The following is a 20,334-nucleotide window of genomic DNA, read 5'->3' as shown; positions in this document are numbered from 1 at the left end:
CTAGTGACCTGAGTCGGAGATTCGTCGTTGGTTCGGTATGAGTCGTCCGGGTCCGAAGATTCCGCCGTTGTCGGTGACCGATACCCAGCGGGCCGTGCTGGAAGGCTGGCTGCGTCGTCGTACGACGGCCCAGGCACTGGCCCAGCGGTCGCGGATCGTGCTGGAGTGCGCCGAGGGGCACTCGATCATGGAGGTGTCCCGTCGGCTGCGAGTCAGTCCGGACACAGTCCGCACCTGGCGGCGCCGCTTCCTCGAGCGGGGGCTGGACGGCTTGTGCGACGACCCGCGTCCGGGTGTCCCGCGGAAGATCACCGACGCGGACGTCGAGCGGGTCATCGTCAAGACGCTTGAGGAGACACCGAAGAACGCCACCCATTGGTCGACGAGGTCGATGGCCGCGGCCACGGGGATGTCGCAGTCGACGGTCTCGCGGATCTGGCGGGCTTTCGCACTCGCGCCGCACCGCTCGCAGACGTTCAAGCTGTCCACCGACCCGCTGTTCATCGACAAGGTCCGTGACGTCGTCGGCCTGTATCTCGACCCGCCGGAGAAGGCCCTGGTCCTCTGCGTGGACGAGAAGTCGCAGATCCAGGCCCTGGACCGGTCCCAGCCCGTCCTGCCGATGATGCCCGGGGTCCCCGAACGCCGCAGCCACGACTACGTCCGAGCCGGCACCACCACCCTCTTCGCCGCACTCGAGGTCGCCACCGGCAAGGTCATCGGCTCCCTGCACCGACGCCACCGGGCCGTGGAATTCAAGAAGTTCCTGACCAAGCTGGACAAGGAAGTCCCCGCGGAGCTCGAGGTGCATCTCATCCTCGACAACTACGTCACCCACAAGACGCCCGACATCAAGAAGTGGCTGCTGGCACATCCGCGCTTCCGCCTGCACTTCACGCCGACCAGCGCGTCCTGGTTGAACCTGGTCGAGCGGTGGTTCGCCGAGCTGACGCAGAAGAAGCTCAAGCGCGGTGTCCACCACTCCGTCCAAGCCCTCGAACGCGACATCCGGTCCTGGCTCGCAGACTGGAACAAGCACCCCAGACCGTTCGTCTGGACGAAGACCGCCGACGAGATCCTCGACAAAGTTGCCGCCTACTGCCGACGAATCTCTGACTCAGGTCACTAGACCAGCGGCTTGTGTTCGGGCCACCACCGCTGGACGGCTTCGACAGCCGTCGTCGGGCTGACGTTGAAGCAGAGCTTCGCGTCGGGTGCCAGCTCGTGGGTGGTGTTGACCAGCACCTCCAACAGCGGGGTCAGCTCCGGGTCCAGCCGGACGCCGGCGCCGATCAGCACGATGTCGTAGTCCTTGGCGGTCAACGCGGCGCGAAAGACCGCCTCGGCCGTGCGGCCGTAGTCGAGCAGGCAGACATCGACACTGAGGCCGAGCTCCTCGAGCCGAGCCCGGCCCGCGGCCATTCCGGCCCGGACCGCCTCGGCGTCGATTTCAGGGAACGCCGCCCGTGACGAGGGCGCGTCGTCCACCAGCGCTGGATCCAGTCCGACGTTGAGCATGGACGGGGACATGTCGGTGTACCTCCGGTGACCTGGGGTTTCTCGGAGCCACGGTAGGCGCCTGGAGGTCGGGCGGCCCTCCCACATTTCTGGGATACCGTGGCAAGGGTGAGTTCCCCGATGGTCCGGCGCGAGACCGTGCGCGACATCGAGGCGATCTGCCGTCTCGACCTCGACTCCCGAATACTGCGCCGCCGGATCGCCGACCGGCTGACACGCCTCATCCCGGCCGACTCCTACTGCTTCAGCACGATCGACCCGATGACGCTGCTGACCGCCGACCAAGTCGGCGCCGGGCTCGTACCGGAGGCGGCCGCGGCCGCCGCGCACAACGAGTACCTGGTGGACGATGTCCTGAAGTTCGCGGCGCTGGCCCGCTCCGAGGTGTCCGCGGGCACGCTCGGTGCGGCCACTGGTGGTGATCCGGAATCCAGCCACCGCTACCGGACCGTGCTGCCGATGATCGACGCACGGCACGAGCTGCGGGCGGGCTTCGTGGTGGACGGCCGCTGCTGGGGCGTCGTCGCCCTCTTCCGCGGCGGCCGGCGGCCCGACTTCACCCCGGCCGACGTCGGCGTCCTGCGGCGGCTGTCCGCCCCGGTCGGTGCGGCCCTGCGCCGGGCCGCCCACCGGGCACCCGACGACACCGCTGCGGGCCCGTCCGAGGCCGGAGTGCTCCTGCTCGACCAGGACTTGCGGCTGTTTTCGGAGAACCTGGCCGCGAAACTCTGGCGGGACGAGCTGGGCCCGTCGCAGGCGGAACTGCCGTCCGCGATCCTGGAGGTGGCTGCACGGGGAAGAGGCGCTGAGCTGCCGGCGTACGGACGCATCCGCGGCCGCTCGGGCCGGTGGCTCTCCGTCCAGGCCTCGCCGCTGAGTGGTGGCCCGCACCCGGCGGCCATCGCCGTGACGGTACATCCGGCGCCGGCCGCCGACGTGGCCGAGATACTGCTGCTCGCGTACGGGCTTACACCGCGCGAGCGGGACGTGCTGGCGCGAGTCGTCGCGGGTCTGCCGTCGCGGACCATCGCCGTGGAACTGCACATCACCGCGGCGACCGTGCAGGACCATCTGAAGAGTGTGTTCGCGAAGACCGGTGTCCGCAGCCGCAGCGAACTGGTGGCGACGGTCCTGGGCCTGTGACCGGACGAGTGATTACTGAGTTTTTCGTTAGTTCTGTGGGGGCAGGGGCAGGGGCAGGGGCTTCGGCGGTGTGAGCAAGTCGCGGGTCGTTGTTCCCGAGGTCTCGTTCTGCCGCTGACGCGGTCGCAGTTGGCCGAAGCCCGTCGCATGCGCGCGGCCGAGTTGTTCGAGCAGAGACGTCCTTCACCCGAGGTGGCCCAGGCCGTGGGAATGCATCCCGAGAGTGTGCGCCTGTGGGAGCAGGGCCGGGTTCAGGTACTGCGGCGCCGGCCCGCCACCGGCCGGCCAAGCTGGACGACGCCCAGGTTGAAGCGGTGCGGCTTGCCCTGGAGCCGGGCGCCCAGGCGCACGGGTTCGAGGCGGATCTGTGGACCCTGGAACGGGTCGGCGTGGTGGTTGAGCGGGTGACCGGGGTAACGCTGGCCCGGGCCTCGGTGTGGCGTCTGCTGACCGGGCGGCCGGGGTGGAGTCTGCAGCGGCCCCGGCGTCAGGCCGTCGAGCGGGACGAGTCGGAGATCGCCCGATGGGTCGCCCAGGAGTGGCCCCGCATCAGAAAAGGGCGGTGAAGAAACGTGTCTGGCTCGTGTTCTACGACGAATCAGGTGTGTCGCTGCTGCCTCAGGTGCGCCGCACCTATGCACCCCGTGGGCATACTCCCACGCTGCGGCACCGGCTGAACTGGAAACGAGCCGGGATGGCCGCCGCGCTGGGCTACCACGCCGCCGACGGCGGACGCGGCCCGCGGCTGTGCTTCCACCTCAAGCCGGGCAGCTACGACACCATTTCCCTGACCGAGGTGCTGGAGCAGGTCAAGACCATCTACGCCGGTGAGCCGGTTGTGCTGGTACGGGACGGACTGGCGGCCCACTGGAGCCGAAGCATGCAGGCATGGACGGCCGGGCAGGACTGGCTGACGCTGGAACGGCTGCCGGCCTATGCACCCGAACTCAACCCGGTGGAAGGGCTGTGGTCAGCCATCTGGACCCACGAGCTGGCGAACCTCGCCGGCGTCGCCGACGCGGCCGAATGCGGCATCCACCGGGTCTGCTCCAACGAACAGCTCCCGTGGTCCCTCCTCACCCGCACCGGACTGACAATCCATCCCGAAACACCAAAGAACTAACGAAAAACTCAGTAGGGGTCGTGCCGGAATACGGCCTCGCGGTGCGGGACGGTCTCACCGCGACCGGCCACCGACCGCATCGGCCTTCACCGGCCCGACCGTTCCGAAGCGCCCGGACGAGGGTGGACCGTGCTCGGGGCGCCCGGCTGTTCCCCGGCGAACGCGGCCGGAGCACGCCTGTCTCCGGGCCCGCCGCGTTGCCACGATGAAGGCACTGCCGGTACGCGCCACCGAGGACCCCGGGAGGGGCCGTGAGACGTCCGTTCACCTGCCTGGCCATGCTCACCACCGCCCTGATGGTGGTGAGCACCCTGTTTCTGGGCACCGCACCGCCAGCCGCCGCGCTGCAGGTGGTGACGATCCGGGGCGGCACCGTGCTCCACGCCGCCACCGGCGCCCAGTGCGTCATCGGCTTCAACGCGAGGAGCGCGACCACCCCGCCCACCTATTACGGGGTGATGATAGGCCACTGCTCCGGCACCTACAGGACCACCTGGTACGCCGACGCGGCGCGCACCGTGCCGGTCGGGGTCACCGCCGGCGCCTCCTACCCGATCGACGACTACGGCGTCGTCCGCTACACCTCGAACACGCTGGCCCTGCCCGGCGACCTCTCCCTGGGCGGGGGCGTCCTCCAGGACATCACCGGGGCGGCGACCCCGGCAGTCGGCCAGTCGGTGTGCCATGTCGGCCGGGCCAGTGGGGTCCGCTGCGGGACTGTGACCGCGCTCAACGTCACGGTCAACTTCGCCGAGGGCACCGTCCACGGCCTGATCCGGTCCACCACCTGCGCGGAGCCCGGCGACGACGGCGCCCCGGCCTACTCCGGCACCCGGGCCGTCGGCTTCCTGGTCGCCTCCACCGGCAACTGCACCTCCGGGGGAGTCTCCTACTACCAGCCCGTCACGGAAGTCCTCGGCGCGTTCGGTCTGACCGTGTACTGATCAACGGCGCCCGGCCCACCGCTGACGGCGGCAGGGCCGGGCAACCCGCTACCACCGCTACGCGGTGCTTCCGCTGTTCATCCACGCAGCGCAGCCGAAGCCGATCGTGGAGAAGGCCACTCAGCTGCTGACCAACCATCCCCGCTGCGTCTATTCCGCGGCTATGCCTGATGGGTGCGGAATCTTTCGAGGGAAGGCTGAGCTGGATGAAGGCAGGACTGGCACGTGACCTTCTGCTTGACCGGTGGTGATCGTGGACCTGTTGTTTCCAGGGCTGCGCCCGGCCGGACCGCCGGGCGGGCGCAGCCCTGCCCAAGATCACCCGAGCGTTTCCTCCGTCACCGCGGCGGGCAGGGAGATCCGCCAGGCGATGCACCCGGCCGCGGCGAGCCCGGCGACGGCCAGGAAGCTACTGGCGAGGAACGGGTCGGTGCCGTCCAGGGTGGGAGCGAACCCGATGCCGACGTAGAGCGTGATCCCGGTGGAACCGCCCAGTTGGTCGGCGGCTCGCTGGACGCCGGAGGCGATGCCGGCGTCGTCCTCGGTCACGCCGGTCACCGCGACGTACTGCAGTCCGACGATCCCGAACCCCATCCCGGCCGCGATGAGCGTCATGGCCGGAATCATCGCCGGGCCGGTGGCCCCGAGGGAGGAGACCAGGGCGATGGCGGCCATCGCCAGCACGGTGAAGCCGATGCCGGCCAGGACACAGGCCCGGGCACCCCACCGTCCGAGCAGCCGGGGAACCAGCACCGAGGCCACGATCAGGGACACCGCCAGAGGCAGCATCGTCAGACCGGCCTGAAGCGGGCCGGCGCCCAACCGGTCCTGCAGGTAGTAGGTGAACAGCAGGAACGAGGTGGACAGCGCCGCGCTCACCAGAGCGGTTGCGAGGTTGGCCAGGACGCGCGACCGGTTGCGGAAGAACCGCAGCGGCACAAGCGGGTTCCGTGAACGGCGCTCGACCCCGACGAACAGGACTCCGGCTGCCACCGCGCCGACCAGCGCCGCCGGCGGCAGCCAGGGCAACGTGCCGTCCGCCTCTCCCGCCTCGACGACCCCGAGGGTGAACAGCAGCGGAGCCGCGACCAGCAGGAGCGAACCGGGAAGGTCCAAAGGTGCGGGCCCGGCGGGCCGTTCGCTCGGCACGAGAATGGCCGCAGCAGCGAGCACCACCAGGATGAACGGCACGGACACCAGGAAGATCCACCGCCAGCCGAGCAGCTCGGTGATGATCCCGGAGACCACGAACCCGAGGACGAGGCCACAGCTCGCGACGGTCGCCCACACGCCCAGCGCCCGCGACCTGCGCGGCCCCTCGGGGAACAAGAGCACGATCACCGCCATCGCCGCCGGAAGCGCGATCGCTTCCCCGGCACCCTGCAGCAGCCGGGCTGTCACCAGCACGGCGAAGGAGGGCGCGAGCCCGGCCAGCAAGGACGCGGCACCGAAGAGCGTGGTGCCGAGCAGGAGGATGCGGCGCCTGCCGAGCACGTCACCCAGCCGGCCGCCGAGCATCAGCAGCCCACCGCCGGTGATCGTGTACCCGACCACGACCCAGACCAGGGCGTGACCGCCGACCCCGAAGTCGGCGCCGATCGAGGGCAGGGCGACATTGACCACGGTCACGTCCACCGCAATGAAGAACTGCAGCATGGCCATGCAGCACAGCACCAGCCACGCACGCACCGGGGACGATCCGCCCCCGCGCGAGGAGAGAATGCCTGAAAACACCGAGTGCTCCGTTGCCCAGAAGAAGTTCCGAGCAGCACGAACGTGCCGCTCCGGTTCAACCACGAAGCAGCAGAACGTTCAACAGAAGTGAGACGAACGCCCCGCCGCTAGCGGAGCGTCCTCGTCACCGCGGCACAAGCCTCGCACGAAGCACCAGACATGCCGCCGATGCTACCGGAGCCGACAGCAAGTGATCCTTCGTCACTCCGCCGCGGACCTACCAGCCACCCCCGCACCACACCCAGCTCCCGCGGCCCCGTCACGCCCGGCCGAGCCAGCGCCGTCGGACAGAACTCCCGCCTATCCGCGCGACCTCTTAGTTCGATGCCGTGGTGGCGCCCGGCTGTGTCCTCTCCCCTGGTGTGCCGGGCGTACAGGAGGCAGTGCGGCCCGGGCGCGGGCCTGGGCGTGGCAGCGCCCGCCCGGGACGAGAGGAGGCCCGGGCGGGCGCGGAGGGTGTGGGCCGGCCGGCTGCTACGGGCGGGCGGTCGTGGTGAACGGGCGCGCGGTGAGGCCGTGGTCGGGGCGGGTGAACGGGCGCGTGGCGAGGTCCTCGTCGGGGCGCGGGCGGGTGAGGCCGCAGGGGCGGAAGGCCGACGGGCGCGGGCGCTGCTGCATGAGGGCTCCTTGGGAAGCGCTGGTGGGTGATCTGGGGTGATCTCACCAGGAAGACCCTCCCCGCCGCCAGGGACGAACAGGGGCATAGTGCGCTTTTCCCTGGGGGTGGGAGACGAGCCGGTCGGGCGGTGCGCTCGGCGGGAGGAATCCGGCCGCAGCGGGTGGGGCCGGTCCGCGTCACGAACCGTCTCTGCCCCGTCTTCTCTGGCCTCCGGCTGAAGAGCTCGGCGGCTTCAGAGGCGCAGGCCTTCTGCCTGGGGATCGAAGCAGACCAGTCCGTGTTCACGGGCCAGCGAGGCGGCGTACTCGGACACGTCCTCGGCCGTGCTGTAGCGCATCAGCAGGTACACGATCGGTCCCGAGGCTTCGTCGATGACCGGTGGTGAGGCCCAGACGGTGGGGCCGTCGGCGTGGTCCGGGTAGCGCTCAAGGAGCGCGTCAACGTAGGCCGTGATGCGCGGCGTCGGAGGCACGACGGCGTCATCCGATTCCAGGTAGCGCGCGTACAGCTCGTCGTAGACCGAGCCCGCCCGGTGGTCGTCGGGCGGGCGCTCACCGTCCCACACCGCAAGGTCATAACTCACGGGTGGAGTGTCGCAGTCGAGCGTCCGGCCGGATCCTGCGGGCTCTGCGATACGGGCCGGCTGCCAGGAGAGGGCTAGCGTGAGGGCGGGGCGGAAAGCGCGGTTGGCAAGATCCCCGATGCGTCCAGTCGGGCCAGGAGTTGTACTGCCTGTTCGTCCGTGACGGCGATCCACAGAGCGGTTCCCGAGTCACTGGCGCTGAAGACGAGCCGTTCTCCTTGCCAGCCCTCGGCGTCGATCGTGTACGGAGCCAAATCCAACAGCAGCTCGAACTGCGCGTCGTCACGGACGTCGATCTCGATCCCCGTCCCAGGGTCGGCACGCCGGGAGCGAATACCGGCCGCCGTCTCCCGGCGGGCCAAGGTCAGCGCGCGTTCGTACGCGTTCAGTGCCTCAGGCGGCCAGGCATCGTCGCTGTAGGCGTCGACGTGGGCTGTGTCGATGCTGGAGCGCAGCACGCGCAGTGCCTCGCGGTGAACAAGCACGACGTCCGCAGGGCTCAGTCCGTCGGCCAGCACAAGTTCGCGGCCGGGGCGGCCATCCTGATTGATCACACGCATGACCTTCTCACGGGCAATGGCTCCCCACGCCCTGCAAGGCCGACCAGATGCTGTCGCGGTCCTGGCACATCGACGGCGGCATTGTCCGGCGCCTTGTCTGCCCACCCGGCACCTCGCCAGTAGGCGGTGCGCACGTGGGCGGCGTCGGGCAGCAGGGGGGACACAGGGATCGGAGGCCGCCTTCCAGCGGCGGGCATCCGGCTCCGGCCAGGGCGACGCACACGGCGGCCAGGGGCAGAGGGGAGGTGCCCGCCAGGACCAGGGTGCCCAGCGCGGTGGCGGACAGGGCGGCGCCCAGTGCTGTGACCGGAAAGGTTCACCGGGTTGGTGGCTGGGGTTGGCTTGCCTGAAACCCTCAGAGGCATTCAGGGAACCGACAGCCGCGCTTGCACCGCGCGCGGCGGGGAGGCCGGGCGCGGTGCGCGGCGCGGCGGCCGGCCGGAAGGTCAGACCGTGTAGGCGGTCCAGCCGATGATCTCCTCCGCGTGCATGCCGTCGGCCGTGCCGGTCTCCGAGCTGTAGACCTCGTTCATCCTGATCAGGAACCCGGTCTCGTTCACGTCGTGGAGCCGTACACCGGGCGTCTGGGGGCCGTTGAAGGTCTGGACGGTGGCATGCACGATCACCTCGGAGCCGGACGGGAACGGCGTCGGGAAGGCGACGCGGGTGAAGGTGCTGGTCTGGCCGCCCCTCTTCTCCGTGGGCTGATTGGAGCTCAGGGCGATCTTGCCGGACTGCATCATGCTCATGATGTGACTGCCCTTCTGTTCGTCGGCGCCCGTGCCGTGTCGGCGCCCACGAAGAAGCATGGCCAGCAAGGTCCCGTTCCGGTGCGATCCGTTGCGAAGCGGCTCAAACCCTTCCGCGGCACCATGCACTTCCTGCCACAGAACCCCGGCCGTTGCGGTGAACTCTCAGCCAGTCACGCCGGGACGGCCGCCATCGGGACCCGCCACCCAGAAACCCTTTTCCCCATCTGCACCACCCGGGAGCCCCATGGCATGACGAGTTCCAGGTCACCCGCAGGAGTGCAGCTTGGCCGAAAAGCCACAGGACTTCACCCACCTGCGCCGGGACATAGCCAGGCCCGTCCGGATCGGCCGCGAGGCCCTGCGGTGCTTACTGGCCCGCCGCGGGATCACCTTCCAGCGGACGAAGACCTGGAAGGAGTCCCCGGACCCGGCCTTCGACGCCAAGCTGGAGCGAATCGAGTACGTGGTCAACGAGCGTCCAGACCGCACGTTCGCCTTCGACGAGTTCGGGCCACTGGGCATCCGCCCCACCGCCGGCTCCTGCTGGGCCGAACAGAGCCGCCCCGACAGGCTGCCTGCCACCTACCGCCGCACCCACGGCATCACCTACTTCCACGGCTGCTACTCCGTCGGCGACGACAAGCTGTGGGGTGGCAACCGGCGCCGCAAGGGCATCGACCACACCTGGGCCGCCCTGCGGTCGATCCGAGCAGCCCGCCCGGACGGCGGCCCGATCTACGTGATCCTGGACAACCTCTCCGCCCACTTGAACTGGAAGATCCGCAGGTGGGCGGCCAGGAACAAGGTCGAGCTGTGCTTCACACCCACCTACGCGTCCTGGGCCAACCCCATCGAGGCCCACTTCGGGCCCCTGCGGCAGTCCACCCTCGCCAACTCCCACCATCCGAACCACATCGTCCAGACCCGGGCCCTGCACGCCTACCTGCGCTGGCGCAACCAGAACGCCCGCCACCCCGACGTCCTGGCCGCCCAACGCCGCGAACGCGCACGCGTCCGCAGCGAACGAGGTCTCCGCTGGGGCGGCAGGCCACTGCCGGCCGCAGCCTGACCCCGCTCAACCCGGCGAGGTCACAGCATTAGTCGTCGAACTCGAAGCCCGAAGCCTCCGCACGGGCAATGATGTCGCGGACTGCCTCGGGGCTCGTGATGACGGATTCGACGGCCGTCTTGAGTCGCGCGAGGTCGCTCGAACTGCCGACCGCGCAGAACATGCCAGCCTCGCTGTCGAAATCGACGTGCTCTGCAATATCCGGCCAGGCAAACCGCACGAGACCCTCCCAGAAGTACCCGTTCGGCTCGTGCCCGGCGGCAACTACTGCGGCATCGACAGCCAGGCCGCCGGCATCCAATGTCAGCGAGTGCTCGCCATCGAAGTCATGGAGGTAGATGGGCACGGCGCGATCGTCTCACCCCGCACGCGAACCGTTCGTCCGGTCCCTCACAGCTCTCGAACCCTGTGAACCTTCCCGGTCACAGCACCAGGTGGCAGGGCAGGGTCAGGCCGTGCCGGTCGGCCAGCCGTCCCAGCAGCGGCAGACCGGCGGGGGCGATGCCGTACAGGGCGGCCAGCAGGCCCACGGTGGCCAGCGGATGCCCGTGGGTCTGGGCGGTGAGGATCAACCATCCCCAGCGGGAGGCGGCCGGTCACCGAGGCGGCCAGCAGCCGCGCACGGTGCCGGTGGCGCAGCACCGCGCGGAAGGACGGCGGGGCGGCAGGGGCGGGCAGCGGGGGCGTGGGCGCGTCGGGGGTGCAGGGGGTGTCGCTGACCTGGGGGTGGGTCATCGCCTGCCTGCCTCTGCGAGGGGGATGTGCGGGGCGGAAAGTGCTCCGCCCGCGCGGCGGGCGCATCAGGGGACGCACGCCGTGCGGGCGGGGCCGGCGGCAGGGACGGGCCGCTGAGGCACACAGCCCACCAGCACCGGCGCCTTCGCTTCAATGCCGCGTCCCTGCCGGCGGTCGGCCACGGACGGACCGTTCCAGCTGCTGACCCGGTCTTGCGTGAAGTCGTTCCGCCGGACGGAGCCGACTACGGCATTGCTCAGCTGTGGGTTCCGGTGGTCTGGGATCTCACAGCAGCGGCCAGTGGATGAGGTCGTCGCGGACCCAGCCGCGCTGACCGGTGTGGGCGCCGGAGTTGACCTTGAGGTAGAGCCAGGGCTGTTTGGTGATGTCCGGCTGCCGGTAGCAGTCAACGTAGACCTTGGCGACCCGGGTCAGCTGCCCGTAGGACCCGTAGGAGGTGCCCGGTCCCTTGCGGAGGTTGGCGTTGCGGACGGTGACCTTTCCCTTGGCGTTGGCGTCACGGGTGCACTGGGAATGGCCTCCGACGGCGGCCGCAGCCGGCGCCATGGCAACCGCCCCTGTCACCAGAAGCGACGTTGCCACTGCCAGGGACACGGCACCTGCTCGCGTGCGCATTGCTCTCCATTCGATCTGACGGGATTCCCCAACTGCCGTCAGGCAGGAAGGGGGGTGAACGGCTCGGCCGAGCCCGGATACGGGCGATCCTTCGCTCCCGGGCGGGGGTGGCAGGCCGATTGCGGCGGTCGGTCCCGTCTGCCGGGTCGGCGATCGCCTCGCCCGTCCCCGGGGGCGGACCGGGCAGGAGAGGACCGGTGCCGGGCCGCCACGGCAGACGGCGCCCCCGGGGTCCGCCGGGCGGCAGCCGGTGCGTACGTGTGCGGCCGTTCCTCCCGCCGCGCGGGGCGTCCGGCCGCCGGGGCGTTCCCGGGCGGGGCGGTGCGCGTAGATCGGTGGTGCCTGCTATCCGATCCGCCTGTGGGAGCCGTTGCCGTGAGCGTTCACCCTGCTGTGGTCCCGTGCGATGTGGGCCTGGCCATCGGCTTCCAGCCGTCCCCGTCGGCGGCCGACACCCGCGTGCTGCACCAGCTGCAGCGCGCCCCGAACTGGCCGCGGACCTGGCCGCCTGCGCGAAAAAGGCCGCCTGACCGGGGCGGCGTCGTGGCACACTGTGGCGTTCCGTCCCGGTGATCAGCACCGGGCGGACACCCAAGGGGCGGGGCATTGAGACACACGGTGGCGGTCACGGTCGCGGCGGCACTGTTATTGGCGGGCTGCGCGGGCGCCGGTGAGACAGACCGGACGGCAGAACCTGCGTCCTCTCCGTCCGCTGCTGCCGAGCGGTCGCCGGCGGCGGCCGCACAGACTTTGGATCAGGTCCTGAGCGAGCTGCACCTGGCGTCGCAGGACGTGGGAGAGGGTCGCGCGCGCGTCCTGATGGACGAGGAGCACGCGACGCAGCAGCTTCCCACCTGCCGGGCGGCCGGTATGGTGCTGACCCGCGCGGTGCCCGGCCGCGCCGAGATTTTGAAGATCACCGAGCAGTTGCGCCGCACCGGGTGGGTGATCGATGACCAGGACTCCATCGAGGCCACGTCGGGGCCGTGGACCATCATGTTCCGGCCCGTGCCGCTGCCCACGGAGCTCGCGGCGAAGGAGCGCCCGAACGAGGGCATGATCCAGCTCTGGGTCACCGGGAGGTGCTACCGGCCCTGAAGGCCGCCATGAGCAAACCGCCCTCGTAGAACCGCGCGGCGGCAGGGCGAGGCCGCCCCAGCGGTCCTGGAAGGCGGCGGCCCGGTCGATCTCCGCAGCGGGGATCCCGTGTCCGATCCACGCGTCTCGGTGTCGTCGGATGTCCTGCCGGTGGACGCGGATGCCCTCCACTTCGACGAACCGCTGCGCCCGCCGGCTTGCAGAGCCGTCTACCGCCAGCCCGGGGACGTCCATGCGCTCATTGTCGACCACACGCAGGACGGTGGAAGACGCGCTCGGCACCGACGTCACCGCATCAACGACGGTGCACTTTCATCCGTGCTTGCGGCGAGCCGCTCTACGCGCCACGGCACATCGAAGCCGCACAGCCCCCGGACACTCGCCAAGCCTGGAAACAGCGCCGGGCGAACACCTGGTTCCAACTCTCCCGCCCCCCCGCTCTGAACCACTACGCGGCCCTACGCGGACTCCTCCGCCAGCACGGCGACGCCCTCATCGAGAAGATCAAATCGGGCACCAGCATGCCCATTCGCTAGGTTCTGTCCACTCCGCCAGCGACGCCCAGCCGCACCCGGTGACGCTGGAGGTCGACCTCGGCGACCTTCACCGTGAGCAGCTCGCCTTCATCGACAAGCTGATCCGGGGTCTCGACCGGCTCGTCAGCCAGCTCCGAGAGGTGAAGGAACCCCACAACGCCGGGAGCAAGCTGCATGAACACGCCAAAAGGAACAATCTTAGTGATCGACCCGGTGAGAACCCGACCGACCTGATCCGCAAACCGAATGAGTGGATCTTCCTGCAGAGCCTTCAACGAGAGCGTGACCTGCCCGGAGCGCGTCTCGGCAATGATCACCTCAGCGGTGATCCGCTGGCCGACTTCGACTGCCTCGGAGGGGTGGTTGATCCAGCCCCACGTCAGGTCCGGCACCCGGATGAAGCCGGTGCAGAGGCCGTCCGGTTCGCCATCGACGTGAACGAAGACCCCGAAGTTGTGAACCTCGGAGACCGTCCCAGCGACGACCTGCCCTCATTCAAACGAGAGGAGAAAGGACCGCAAGGCCGGAATCTCGCACGCCCTGGCAGAGAGGTGCAGCTGCCCTTCGCGCCAACGCCCGATCTCTTCGGCATTGATCTCCTGGCCGACCTCAAACAGCTCGGATGGATGTTCCATCCGACGCATCGACGCCTCCTGTCGAGGAATCCGACCGATCTCGGTCCCTCCGTCGGCATCCACAAGCTCCACCAGGACGTCCGCTCCGTCAAACCCGATGACCTTCACCGTTCTCACAGCCCCCGGCTGGAGCTGGTTGATCAAGGACTGCATGCGAGGGGCAGGGGTTGGCTCGGACATGGCGGTGAGCCTAGTCGGCGTCGGCCGCACTGGTTCCAACTCTCATGACCAGGTTCCAACTAGCGTGTCACGGCTCAGTGCTTGACGGCCCACGTCCACCTGTACGCCGACAACTAGCCTGCTCGAAGGGCAATTACGGCGCCCAGTCACACGTGAGGGTTGGCCAGGCGGCCATGCGTGGGCGGAGATGAAGCCGGTGGCTGCCTGAGCGTCCCCGGGGCGGGCAGACGATTACCGGGGCGGGGGCGTTGCGTGATTTCATCAGGACGTCTTGCTTCTTCGGTCGCTTCCAGACACCGGGAGCAGGACCAGCGGGGAGCCGCCTTACGGGGCGGTTCCCCGCTTTTGTTTCGTTGCGCGCCCTCATATGCCGGATGCCGGTGTCCGGCCGCCCCACGGCGGTGACCGCTCGCCCGGGCTGTCGCATCAGGGCCGTATGCCGGATCCGGGCGGGGTGATCGTTTCCTCCTCAAAAGCGCTGGCCCGGAGACTTTGGAACCGCTGTGCGCGGCGCTCGTTGTCCTCCGCGGAGAAGGGCCGCCACTGTGGGTCCTTCCGGGAGTTGGCCATGACCTCGTTCACCCGGCGGGCGATTTCGTTTCCGTCGAACGAGGTGGAGGCGATGCCGGTCAGCTGTGTCTGCAGGGCCGTCCGGGCGCTGTGCAGCAGGGCGAGTTCGGTGGGGGTTTCCTCGGCCCGGTGGGCGGGGGTGGGCTGCTGTTGGAGGTAGGCGATCCGGCCGTCGAGGACCTCATAGGCCCGTTTGGGGGTGCCGAAGGCCTCGATGAGGCGGCGCTGGGTCTGCGCGGCGACGGCCGGGACAAGGTCCTCGGGCAGGTCGACCACGGGGGTGGGCGCGGGGAAGGCCAGGCGGCCCAGTGCGTCGTGCAGGAGGTGCAGTTGGCCCTCGCGTGCGGCCAGGTAGGAGGTTTGGGCGTGCAGCAGTTCGGGGTCGGTGACGTAGGCGATGTTGTCCTCGGCCGTGGTCGCGGCGCGCTGCGCGGCCAGGTCTGTGACGGCTTGCCGTGCGGTGGCCGAGTGCTGGCGCCAGGTGGCGGCCGGGCCGCTGATGGTCAGAGGGCGGGCGGGGGCGGGGAAGGTGTCGAGGAAGTACTGCGCTTGCTGGAAGTGCCCCGCGTGCACGGCGGCGGTGTAGGTGCGGACGGTCTCGCGGGCTTGGGCCAGATGCGCGGTGCGCGGTGCGTCCAGCACAGGGGCGGGGGCGTCCGGCAGGGAGGGGGCGGCTTGCCGGTCGTGCAGGTAGTCGGTGAGGTCCGGCTCAAGGACGGCCCGCAGCTGCTGGGCGGACGCGTCGCGCAGGGCGATCTGGTCGAGCAGCCAGTCGGCTGTCTCCTTCAGCACGGGGACGTCGACGACCAGGGACGCCGCGCTCTGCCAGTCCTCGACCAGTTCGGTGCGGTGGAGCCAGTCGGCCAGCATGCCGGTGAGCTGGGTCTGGTCGCCTGCCGGGTCGTCTCTCAGCCGGGCGGCCAGCTCGCCGGGGGTGTGCTCGCACAGGCCGCCGGAGTCAGCGCTGACGATGGTCAGGGTGCGCGCTCCGTCGTCCCGTTGGAGCCAGCGGCGCAGTGTCTCCTGTGGGCCGTGGGTGACCTCTTCCAGCGTGAGGCGCGTGAGGTCGGCGCCCAGGCGGGCGATCCCGCTCTCCCCCACCCGGGGAACCTCGCTGTCGGGCCAGCCGGCCGACTCCCCTGCCCGCGCCACCCACACCAGGGCGTAGGCGTCCACTCCCCGCTCGGTCAGCCAGGCGGAAAAGTCGTCGGCAAAGGCGGGCTGTTCACTCATCGGCAGGAGGCCTTCTGCTCGGCGGCGGAATACCGCGCTACCCGGAAAGCGGGAGTGGCGGCTGGCCGCAGCCTGCCCGCTCGACCCCGGTCCGAAGATCCGGTTTCCGTAGCGTTCCCGCCGGGCGGGAGCAGCCGGGTGGGCATCGTGCGGGGCGTCCCGCCTGGCGGGAGACGCCCGGCGCGGCCACGCCCCCCCCCGCGCGAGGGCCCGCCGGGCACCAGTCGGTCCGGCGTGCCGCGCGCTCTTTTGACAGCGGCTAACACAATGAACTGCTGAGGCACCAGCTACAGGCATCCCGGCTCGTCGTTGGCGACGACCCGTGTCAGGGATCGCTCCAGCAGCTCGAGAAACTTCCGCAGGTCATCAGCTACTTGGTCGAGCTTGGGTTCGTCCAGCGACGCCGTTCGCGTCCGGTAGATCACTCCGCCAGGACCGACGACATAGGACAGACCGCCACCGTTCGAGCCGATGACCAGCCCCCCGTCCTTCTGGTCCGCGCCGACATCGACAGTGCCGTGCTGCTTGAACCTCAGAAGGACATCGGCTGCCGGGTCAACGAAGTAGCCATTGCCGACGTCCGCCCAGGTGACTTCGCCGATGCTGTCGTAGAAGGTGACCAGGTCGGCAGGGACGAGGCTGACCTGGGCGAGCGTGCGAGCAGCGGCCTGATCGGCGTGGTCGGCCAGCCGGACCTCATTGACTCCCGGGGGAAAGCCGTGCCGGCGCTCGAACTCGTCTGTCATTGCCTTCAGGTTCTCCGAGACCCTGCCGGTCCATGAGGCCAGCCAGGCCGGAGAAAGCGAACGATCACTCACGAGGCCGGATCATGGCACGGGCCGCGGACATCCACGGGACGCCCAGCAGCCCTGCGTCGAAGGTCAGCACAACGTCCTGAGCTGCCGGTGGGTGATGAGGCAGCAGGCGAGTTTGAGGAAAGCTCTGTGGTTCCTCGTCGGGCGATCGCCGGGACGATGCCACGAGCCCGGACCTGATCACGGTAGACGTCATGGTCATAGCCGCGGTCCGCGAACAGCGAGTCGGGCTTGCGGCGCGGCCGTCCGACGCGGCCACGGACAGGCGGGACCGCGTCGAGCAAGGGCAGCAGCTGGGTGACGTCGTCGCGATTTCCGCCGGTCAACAGGACCGCGAGCGGAGTGCTGTGTCCGTCGGTGATGAGGTGGTGTTTCGAGCCAACCCGCCCACGGTCAACCGGCGACGGGCCAGTCTGGCTCCCCCTGTTCCAGTCCCGCAACCTGCGCCAGCACGTCATGCCGGAGCCGAAGCCGAGCTCTTAAGGGCGGCGTGCGGGCACGGTCCGGCTGCCGGTCAGCTGGCTCGCGGCTGTTCCTGTTCATGGCGAGCGCTCTGCAGGAGCTGCCGCTATGAGACGACGTCCGGTCTGCGGCGCAGCAGTACTCGGCGTTCGTGTTCGGTCATGCCGCCCCACACGCCCCATTCGATGCGGTTGTCGAGTGCCTCCGCCAGGCACTCGGTACGCGCCGCGCAGCCCGCGCAGATGCGTTTGGCCCGGTTTTGCCGGGCGCTGTCCGCGAACAGCTCCTCCGGGTCGGCGCTGCGGCAGGCCGCGTCCTCGTGCCAGTGGGTGTTCGCGCTCGTCATATCCTGTCTTTCCGTCATGGCTCGGCGGTGGCACCGAGGTTATTGCGCAGGTCGCGGCCACTGCGATGTGGTTTACGGTGCCTGTGGGGTCGGCGGTCGGCCGGACTCGATGGTGGGTGTTTTGCCGGGCGGGGCGCAGGGGGCCGCGGATGACTTCTCGGGTCGCGCGGAGCGGGATTTCGGCGTTCGGCGCACTTTCGTGTACCGGTGCCGCGGCAATGTCACAAGGGTGGTGTTTGCCCAGGACAGCGGCGGGGTCCCGTTGGGGTGAGTAGCATCCGGCAGCGATATCCCCTGTGTGAAGGAGTTCGGCGCGTGGCCACCGAGCAGCAGCCCACCACTGAGAGTCTGCAGAGTCAGTATGCGGAGCAGTTCGCCAACCACCTCGAGGCCAACCGGGAGGAACAGACCCGTCTGCGGGCGCGTCTTGAGCAGCTCGTGATCGACGAAGCCTGGCTGGTGAAGGCGTTGCAGACGCTGTCTGTCCCGGACGAGAGCAAGGCCGGCGCCCGGGTGCCCCAGGACGAGTCGGCGCAGCCGCACGACAGCACGTCTGGGCCCGCCGGGCCGGCCGAAGCGACTGAAGCGGCCGAGTCGGCCGTTGAAGCATCCGCGGCCGTGCCGCAGCGGCAGGACAAGCAGGCTGAGGCATCCGCGAAGAAGACCACGGCCAAGAAGACCGCGGGTAAGAAGACGGCTGTCAAAAAGTCCGCAGCCAGGAAGCCGACCACGGCGCAGCAGGCCCCCACGGCCAATAAGACGACGGCGAAGAAGGTGCCGGCGGCGAAGGAGACCGTGGTCAGGGACGGGGAGCCGACTCTGGGTGAGCTGCTGCTGGCCGTCCTGGGCAAGTACGCCGGGCAGCCGCGCACCGCGAGCGAGGTCGCAGGCGACCTGGAGCGGGAATACCCCGAGCGGGCCCGTGACATCAACACCGTGCGCAACACCCTGGAGCGGCTGGTCGCCAAGAACCGTATCGAGCGGAGCAAGCAGAAGAACACCGTGCTGTACACCGTGGTGGAGTCCGCGCCCACCGCGGACGGCGTGGCCGTGAAGGCGGCGCCGGCCGCCTCCACGGCCGGTGCCGAGGAGGCCGAGAACACCGAGAAGGTGCCGGCGCAGGCCTGACCCTCTCGCCCGGCACAGTGATGCCGGCCGGGCCGGGCGCCGGTTGCAGTGTGCCGCGTGTGGCCGGGCAACAGCGCTCAGCTGGTGAGATGTTGAAGGGACGCCGCCGGGTGCCTGTACATGGCCGTCCACGTGGTGGCCACGCACAGGCATCCGGCGGCGTACCGCCATGAAACAGCTCATTTGGACCGGTGCCGCGGCAGGCCGCCTCCTCGCTCTGGTGGGTTCTTGGACTCGTCGTGCTTTCCTCCTCGGTCGCGGCCGCTGCGGTGCGGTCGGCTGTCAGGCGGTGGCCGGCGTGGGTGCGGGGGCAAGGCGAGGGGTCAGGAGGAGGGTGCACAGGGCGGCGGCCAGCATCGGCAGGGTGAGGGGCCCGCCGAGTCCTGCGGCCAGGGCGGTGCCGGTGGCCAGGCCCAGGCGGATGGCGCTGGACATTCAGCCCGCCGTCTTGGTGGAGCAGCCGGGCGGGGCCAGGGTGGTCAGGGTCAGGCTCGCGGCGGTGAGCAGCGGCACGAATTCGAACGCTGAGTGCGTCGCATGCCGCAGTCACAACCGGAGGCGGCGGTTGGCACTTGCCCGCGCGGCGTTGATATTCCACGGCGGTGACGGGTGCCGTTCCCGCAACGGATGAGAAAACATGTTGGCTGGCTGCCGGCGAGCTGCGACGATGCGTCTGTTTCCCAGGTGGAGGACGTTTGTTCATTTTCGTGTGTGCGGGATGCGGTGCCGAGTTGACCACCCCGCTGTCCCAGGTCTCACTGCCGGTCCACGCCCGTCAGAAGTACGGGAACGGGGCCCAGCTTCCGGTGCTCATGGAGTCCGGGACGTTCGCCGTCGACCCGGACCCCTGGGGAGGGCCGTGGCGGATGTGGGACGAGATCGACCCGGGCGAGGCGGAGGCACGCGGCATCTACGCGCCGGTGTACGCCCTGTCCGACAGCACGCCCGGAGTGAGTGTCATCGCGCCCGGTGATATCCGTGGAACCCGGCTGATCCCTGAGAAACGCGGCGGTGCCTGCTGCGGCCTCGACGGAGCCGACGGACCCAACATGGCCTGCGAGACGTGCGCCCTCCCTGTGGCGACCAGGATCGACGACTGCTCACTCTGGCAGGCAGTGCGGCTCAGCCCGGACGCCGTGCACCCCGTCCCCGTCGACGGTATCCACACCGCTCCCCTCTCCTGGGCGAAGCTGGCGGACAAGGGGGAGGGAACACCCCCGTTCGAGCCGATTGCCACGTGGGCAGGACGGCTGGGGTCGAACCACTACTGGTCGTGGAGCCCGCAGTGGGAGGCGGCAGCCGGCCATGCGCTCGCCCACCTGCTGGTCGCCTCCCAAGGACAGCCGGTGAAGGTCCCGGACGGTCCGACCGCAGACGTCTTCCAACGCGCACTCGACACCCTGCTGCCCGCAGGCACTCCGAAGCGGCGCGCCGTCCTGGCCGGCCCGGGACAGTCATCCCCGGACGCGGGCGTCAACATTCTCCTCGTACCGGTCCATCCCCAGACAGGCCAGACCTGGACCCCCGCCAACCCGACCGCGTCGGCATACCTGGTCCCCCTGCCGCTGGGGGTGTGGCTGTGGCTGGTCTCCCCCCAGCCCTACCTGCCGGCTCCCGCGTCAGGCCGCATGCCCCAAGACGTCCTCCGCGACGACCCGCTCCCGCTGCTCCCCAACCACCTGTTCCAGGCCGACCGGGGAACGTTCCTGCACACCTTGGTCCGGCTGCCAGCCGTGCGCAGCCCGTGGCTGCGCACCATCGTCGAGAACCTCACGCAGAGCACCTCGGCCGACCTCTTCTAGCTTGGGATTTAGCCTCTAGTGACCTGAGTCGGAGATTCGTCGTTGGTTCGGTATGAGTCGTCCGGGTCCGAAGATTCCGCCGTTGTCGGTGACCGATACCCAGCGGGCCGTGC

23 protein-coding genes and 3 pseudogenes are annotated in these 20,334 nt (G+C 69.6%); 9 read left to right on the top strand and 17 right to left on the bottom strand.

Features of this window, described 5'->3' with window-relative positions:
• Window positions 1-37: 37 nt before the first annotated feature.
• Window positions 38-1,129 carry an IS630 family transposase gene (locus KUM38_RS04270; RefSeq protein ID WP_217127922.1) on the top strand — a complete coding sequence of 364 codons (1,092 nt, stop codon included), beginning with the start codon at window positions 38-40 and terminating at the stop codon, window positions 1,127-1,129.
• Here the strand turns inward: KUM38_RS04270 and KUM38_RS04265 are convergent.
• A complete protein-coding gene (locus KUM38_RS04265) occupies window positions 1,126-1,530 on the bottom strand; it encodes a hypothetical protein (protein WP_185036333.1) in 405 nt (134 codons plus the stop codon). The genes KUM38_RS04270 and KUM38_RS04265 overlap by 4 nt on opposite strands.
• Window positions 1,531-1,626: 96 nt before the next feature.
• On the opposite strand from KUM38_RS04265, the gene KUM38_RS04260 reads away from it, so the two are divergent.
• The 4 genes from KUM38_RS04260 to KUM38_RS04245 all read left to right on the top strand — a co-directional run bounded on the left by KUM38_RS04260 (window position 1,627) and on the right by KUM38_RS04245 (window position 4,728).
• Window positions 1,627-2,661 (top strand): helix-turn-helix transcriptional regulator, encoded by a 1,035-nt coding sequence (locus KUM38_RS04260; RefSeq protein WP_217127921.1) that lies wholly within the window; start codon window positions 1,627-1,629, stop codon window positions 2,659-2,661.
• A gap of 314 nt (window positions 2,662-2,975) precedes the next feature.
• The gene (locus KUM38_RS43225; protein WP_217127920.1) at window positions 2,976-3,227 is read left to right on the top strand and encodes a winged helix-turn-helix domain-containing protein; all 252 of its coding nucleotides are present in this window, start codon (window positions 2,976-2,978) and stop codon (window positions 3,225-3,227) included.
• Window positions 3,224-3,784: a transposase gene (locus tag KUM38_RS04250; protein ID WP_217127919.1), complete on the top strand. Its 561-nt coding sequence runs from the start codon at window positions 3,224-3,226 to the stop codon at window positions 3,782-3,784. The genes KUM38_RS43225 and KUM38_RS04250 overlap by 4 nt, the downstream gene beginning before the upstream one ends.
• Before the next feature lie 251 nt (window positions 3,785-4,035).
• Window positions 4,036-4,728, top strand: a complete 693-nt coding sequence (locus KUM38_RS04245) for a S1 family peptidase (RefSeq protein ID WP_217127918.1) — start codon at window positions 4,036-4,038, stop codon at window positions 4,726-4,728.
• A 318-nt stretch (window positions 4,729-5,046) separates the two neighbouring features.
• Here the strand turns inward: KUM38_RS04245 and KUM38_RS04240 are convergent, their stop codons facing one another.
• The 5 genes from KUM38_RS04240 to KUM38_RS04220 form a co-directional block, all read right to left on the bottom strand.
• On the bottom strand, window positions 5,047-6,390 hold the full coding sequence (locus KUM38_RS04240; protein ID WP_217127917.1) for an MFS transporter: 1,344 nt from the start codon (window positions 6,388-6,390) through the stop codon (window positions 5,047-5,049).
• Between the two features lie 546 nt (window positions 6,391-6,936).
• Window positions 6,937-7,080, bottom strand: a complete 144-nt coding sequence (locus KUM38_RS04235; RefSeq protein WP_217127916.1) for a hypothetical protein — start codon at window positions 7,078-7,080, stop codon at window positions 6,937-6,939.
• A 233-nt stretch (window positions 7,081-7,313) separates the two neighbouring features.
• Window positions 7,314-7,664, bottom strand: a complete 351-nt coding sequence (locus tag KUM38_RS04230; RefSeq protein WP_217127915.1) for a hypothetical protein — start codon at window positions 7,662-7,664, stop codon at window positions 7,314-7,316.
• Between the two features lie 74 nt (window positions 7,665-7,738).
• Window positions 7,739-8,218 carry a hypothetical protein gene (locus KUM38_RS04225; RefSeq protein WP_217127914.1) on the bottom strand — a complete coding sequence of 160 codons (480 nt, stop codon included), beginning with the start codon at window positions 8,216-8,218 and terminating at the stop codon, window positions 7,739-7,741.
• A 452-nt stretch (window positions 8,219-8,670) separates the two neighbouring features.
• Window positions 8,671-8,973: a hypothetical protein gene (locus tag KUM38_RS04220; RefSeq protein ID WP_217127913.1), complete on the bottom strand. Its 303-nt coding sequence runs from the start codon at window positions 8,971-8,973 to the stop codon at window positions 8,671-8,673.
• Between the two features lie 313 nt (window positions 8,974-9,286).
• On the opposite strand from KUM38_RS04220, the pseudogene KUM38_RS04215 reads away from it, so the two are divergent.
• Window positions 9,287-10,045, top strand: a pseudogene (locus KUM38_RS04215) (IS630 family transposase); the annotation flags it as partial.
• 28 nt (window positions 10,046-10,073) lie between these two features.
• On the opposite strand, the gene KUM38_RS04210 reads toward KUM38_RS04215, so the two are convergent.
• The 3 genes from KUM38_RS04210 to KUM38_RS04200 all read right to left on the bottom strand — a co-directional run bounded on the left by KUM38_RS04210 (window position 10,074) and on the right by KUM38_RS04200 (window position 11,347).
• Window positions 10,074-10,391 (bottom strand): Imm51 family immunity protein, encoded by a 318-nt coding sequence (locus KUM38_RS04210; protein WP_217127911.1) that lies wholly within the window; start codon window positions 10,389-10,391, stop codon window positions 10,074-10,076.
• Window positions 10,392-10,467: 76 nt separating this feature from the next.
• On the bottom strand, window positions 10,468-10,617 hold the full coding sequence (locus KUM38_RS04205; RefSeq protein WP_217127910.1) for a hypothetical protein: 150 nt from the start codon (window positions 10,615-10,617) through the stop codon (window positions 10,468-10,470).
• A 448-nt stretch (window positions 10,618-11,065) separates the two neighbouring features.
• On the bottom strand, window positions 11,066-11,347 hold the full coding sequence (locus tag KUM38_RS04200; protein ID WP_217127909.1) for a hypothetical protein: 282 nt from the start codon (window positions 11,345-11,347) through the stop codon (window positions 11,066-11,068).
• Window positions 11,348-12,034: 687 nt separating this feature from the next.
• Here KUM38_RS04200 and KUM38_RS04195 point away from each other — a divergent pair.
• The gene (locus KUM38_RS04195; protein WP_217127908.1) at window positions 12,035-12,514 is read left to right on the top strand and encodes a hypothetical protein; all 480 of its coding nucleotides are present in this window, start codon (window positions 12,035-12,037) and stop codon (window positions 12,512-12,514) included.
• 532 nt (window positions 12,515-13,046) lie between these two features.
• Here the strand turns inward: KUM38_RS04195 and KUM38_RS42820 are convergent.
• The 7 genes and pseudogenes from KUM38_RS42820 to KUM38_RS04170 form a co-directional block, all read right to left on the bottom strand.
• Window positions 13,047-13,325: a S1 RNA-binding domain-containing protein gene (locus tag KUM38_RS42820; protein ID WP_302181164.1), complete on the bottom strand. Its 279-nt coding sequence runs from the start codon at window positions 13,323-13,325 to the stop codon at window positions 13,047-13,049.
• A 9-nt stretch (window positions 13,326-13,334) separates the two neighbouring features.
• Window positions 13,335-13,529, bottom strand: a pseudogene (locus KUM38_RS42815) (S1 RNA-binding domain-containing protein); the annotation flags it as partial.
• A gap of 12 nt (window positions 13,530-13,541) precedes the next feature.
• Complete coding sequence (locus KUM38_RS41540; protein WP_254396673.1) at window positions 13,542-13,865, bottom strand: hypothetical protein; 324 nt, start codon at window positions 13,863-13,865, stop codon at window positions 13,542-13,544.
• A gap of 426 nt (window positions 13,866-14,291) precedes the next feature.
• Entirely contained in the window at window positions 14,292-15,668 is a 1,377-nt protein-coding gene (locus tag KUM38_RS04185) for a hypothetical protein (protein WP_217127907.1), read from the bottom strand.
• Window positions 15,669-15,955: 287 nt separating this feature from the next.
• Entirely contained in the window at window positions 15,956-16,414 is a 459-nt protein-coding gene (locus KUM38_RS04180; RefSeq protein WP_217127923.1) for an SMI1/KNR4 family protein, read from the bottom strand.
• Between the two features lie 68 nt (window positions 16,415-16,482).
• Window positions 16,483-16,947: pseudogene (locus KUM38_RS04175) on the bottom strand (transposase); the annotation flags it as partial.
• A gap of 104 nt (window positions 16,948-17,051) precedes the next feature.
• Complete coding sequence (locus tag KUM38_RS04170; RefSeq protein ID WP_217127906.1) at window positions 17,052-17,291, bottom strand: WhiB family transcriptional regulator; 240 nt, start codon at window positions 17,289-17,291, stop codon at window positions 17,052-17,054.
• 315 nt (window positions 17,292-17,606) lie between these two features.
• Between KUM38_RS04170 and KUM38_RS04165 the strand changes: the two genes are divergently transcribed.
• Window positions 17,607-18,419: a hypothetical protein gene (locus tag KUM38_RS04165; RefSeq protein WP_217127905.1), complete on the top strand. Its 813-nt coding sequence runs from the start codon at window positions 17,607-17,609 to the stop codon at window positions 18,417-18,419.
• A 282-nt stretch (window positions 18,420-18,701) separates the two neighbouring features.
• Here KUM38_RS04165 and KUM38_RS04160 read toward each other — a convergent pair whose 3' ends face one another.
• On the bottom strand, window positions 18,702-18,854 hold the full coding sequence (locus KUM38_RS04160) for a hypothetical protein (RefSeq protein ID WP_217127904.1): 153 nt from the start codon (window positions 18,852-18,854) through the stop codon (window positions 18,702-18,704).
• A 260-nt stretch (window positions 18,855-19,114) separates the two neighbouring features.
• Between KUM38_RS04160 and KUM38_RS04155 the strand changes: the two genes are divergently transcribed.
• Window positions 19,115-20,221 carry a hypothetical protein gene (locus KUM38_RS04155; protein WP_217127903.1) on the top strand — a complete coding sequence of 369 codons (1,107 nt, stop codon included), beginning with the start codon at window positions 19,115-19,117 and terminating at the stop codon, window positions 20,219-20,221.
• Window positions 20,222-20,334 lie beyond the last annotated feature (113 nt).

The organism is Streptomyces sp. AC558_RSS880 (assembly GCF_019049255.1).
Lineage (GTDB): Bacteria > Actinomycetota > Actinomycetes > Streptomycetales > Streptomycetaceae > Streptomyces.
This window is presented reverse-complemented; position numbering and strand designations above follow the sequence as displayed.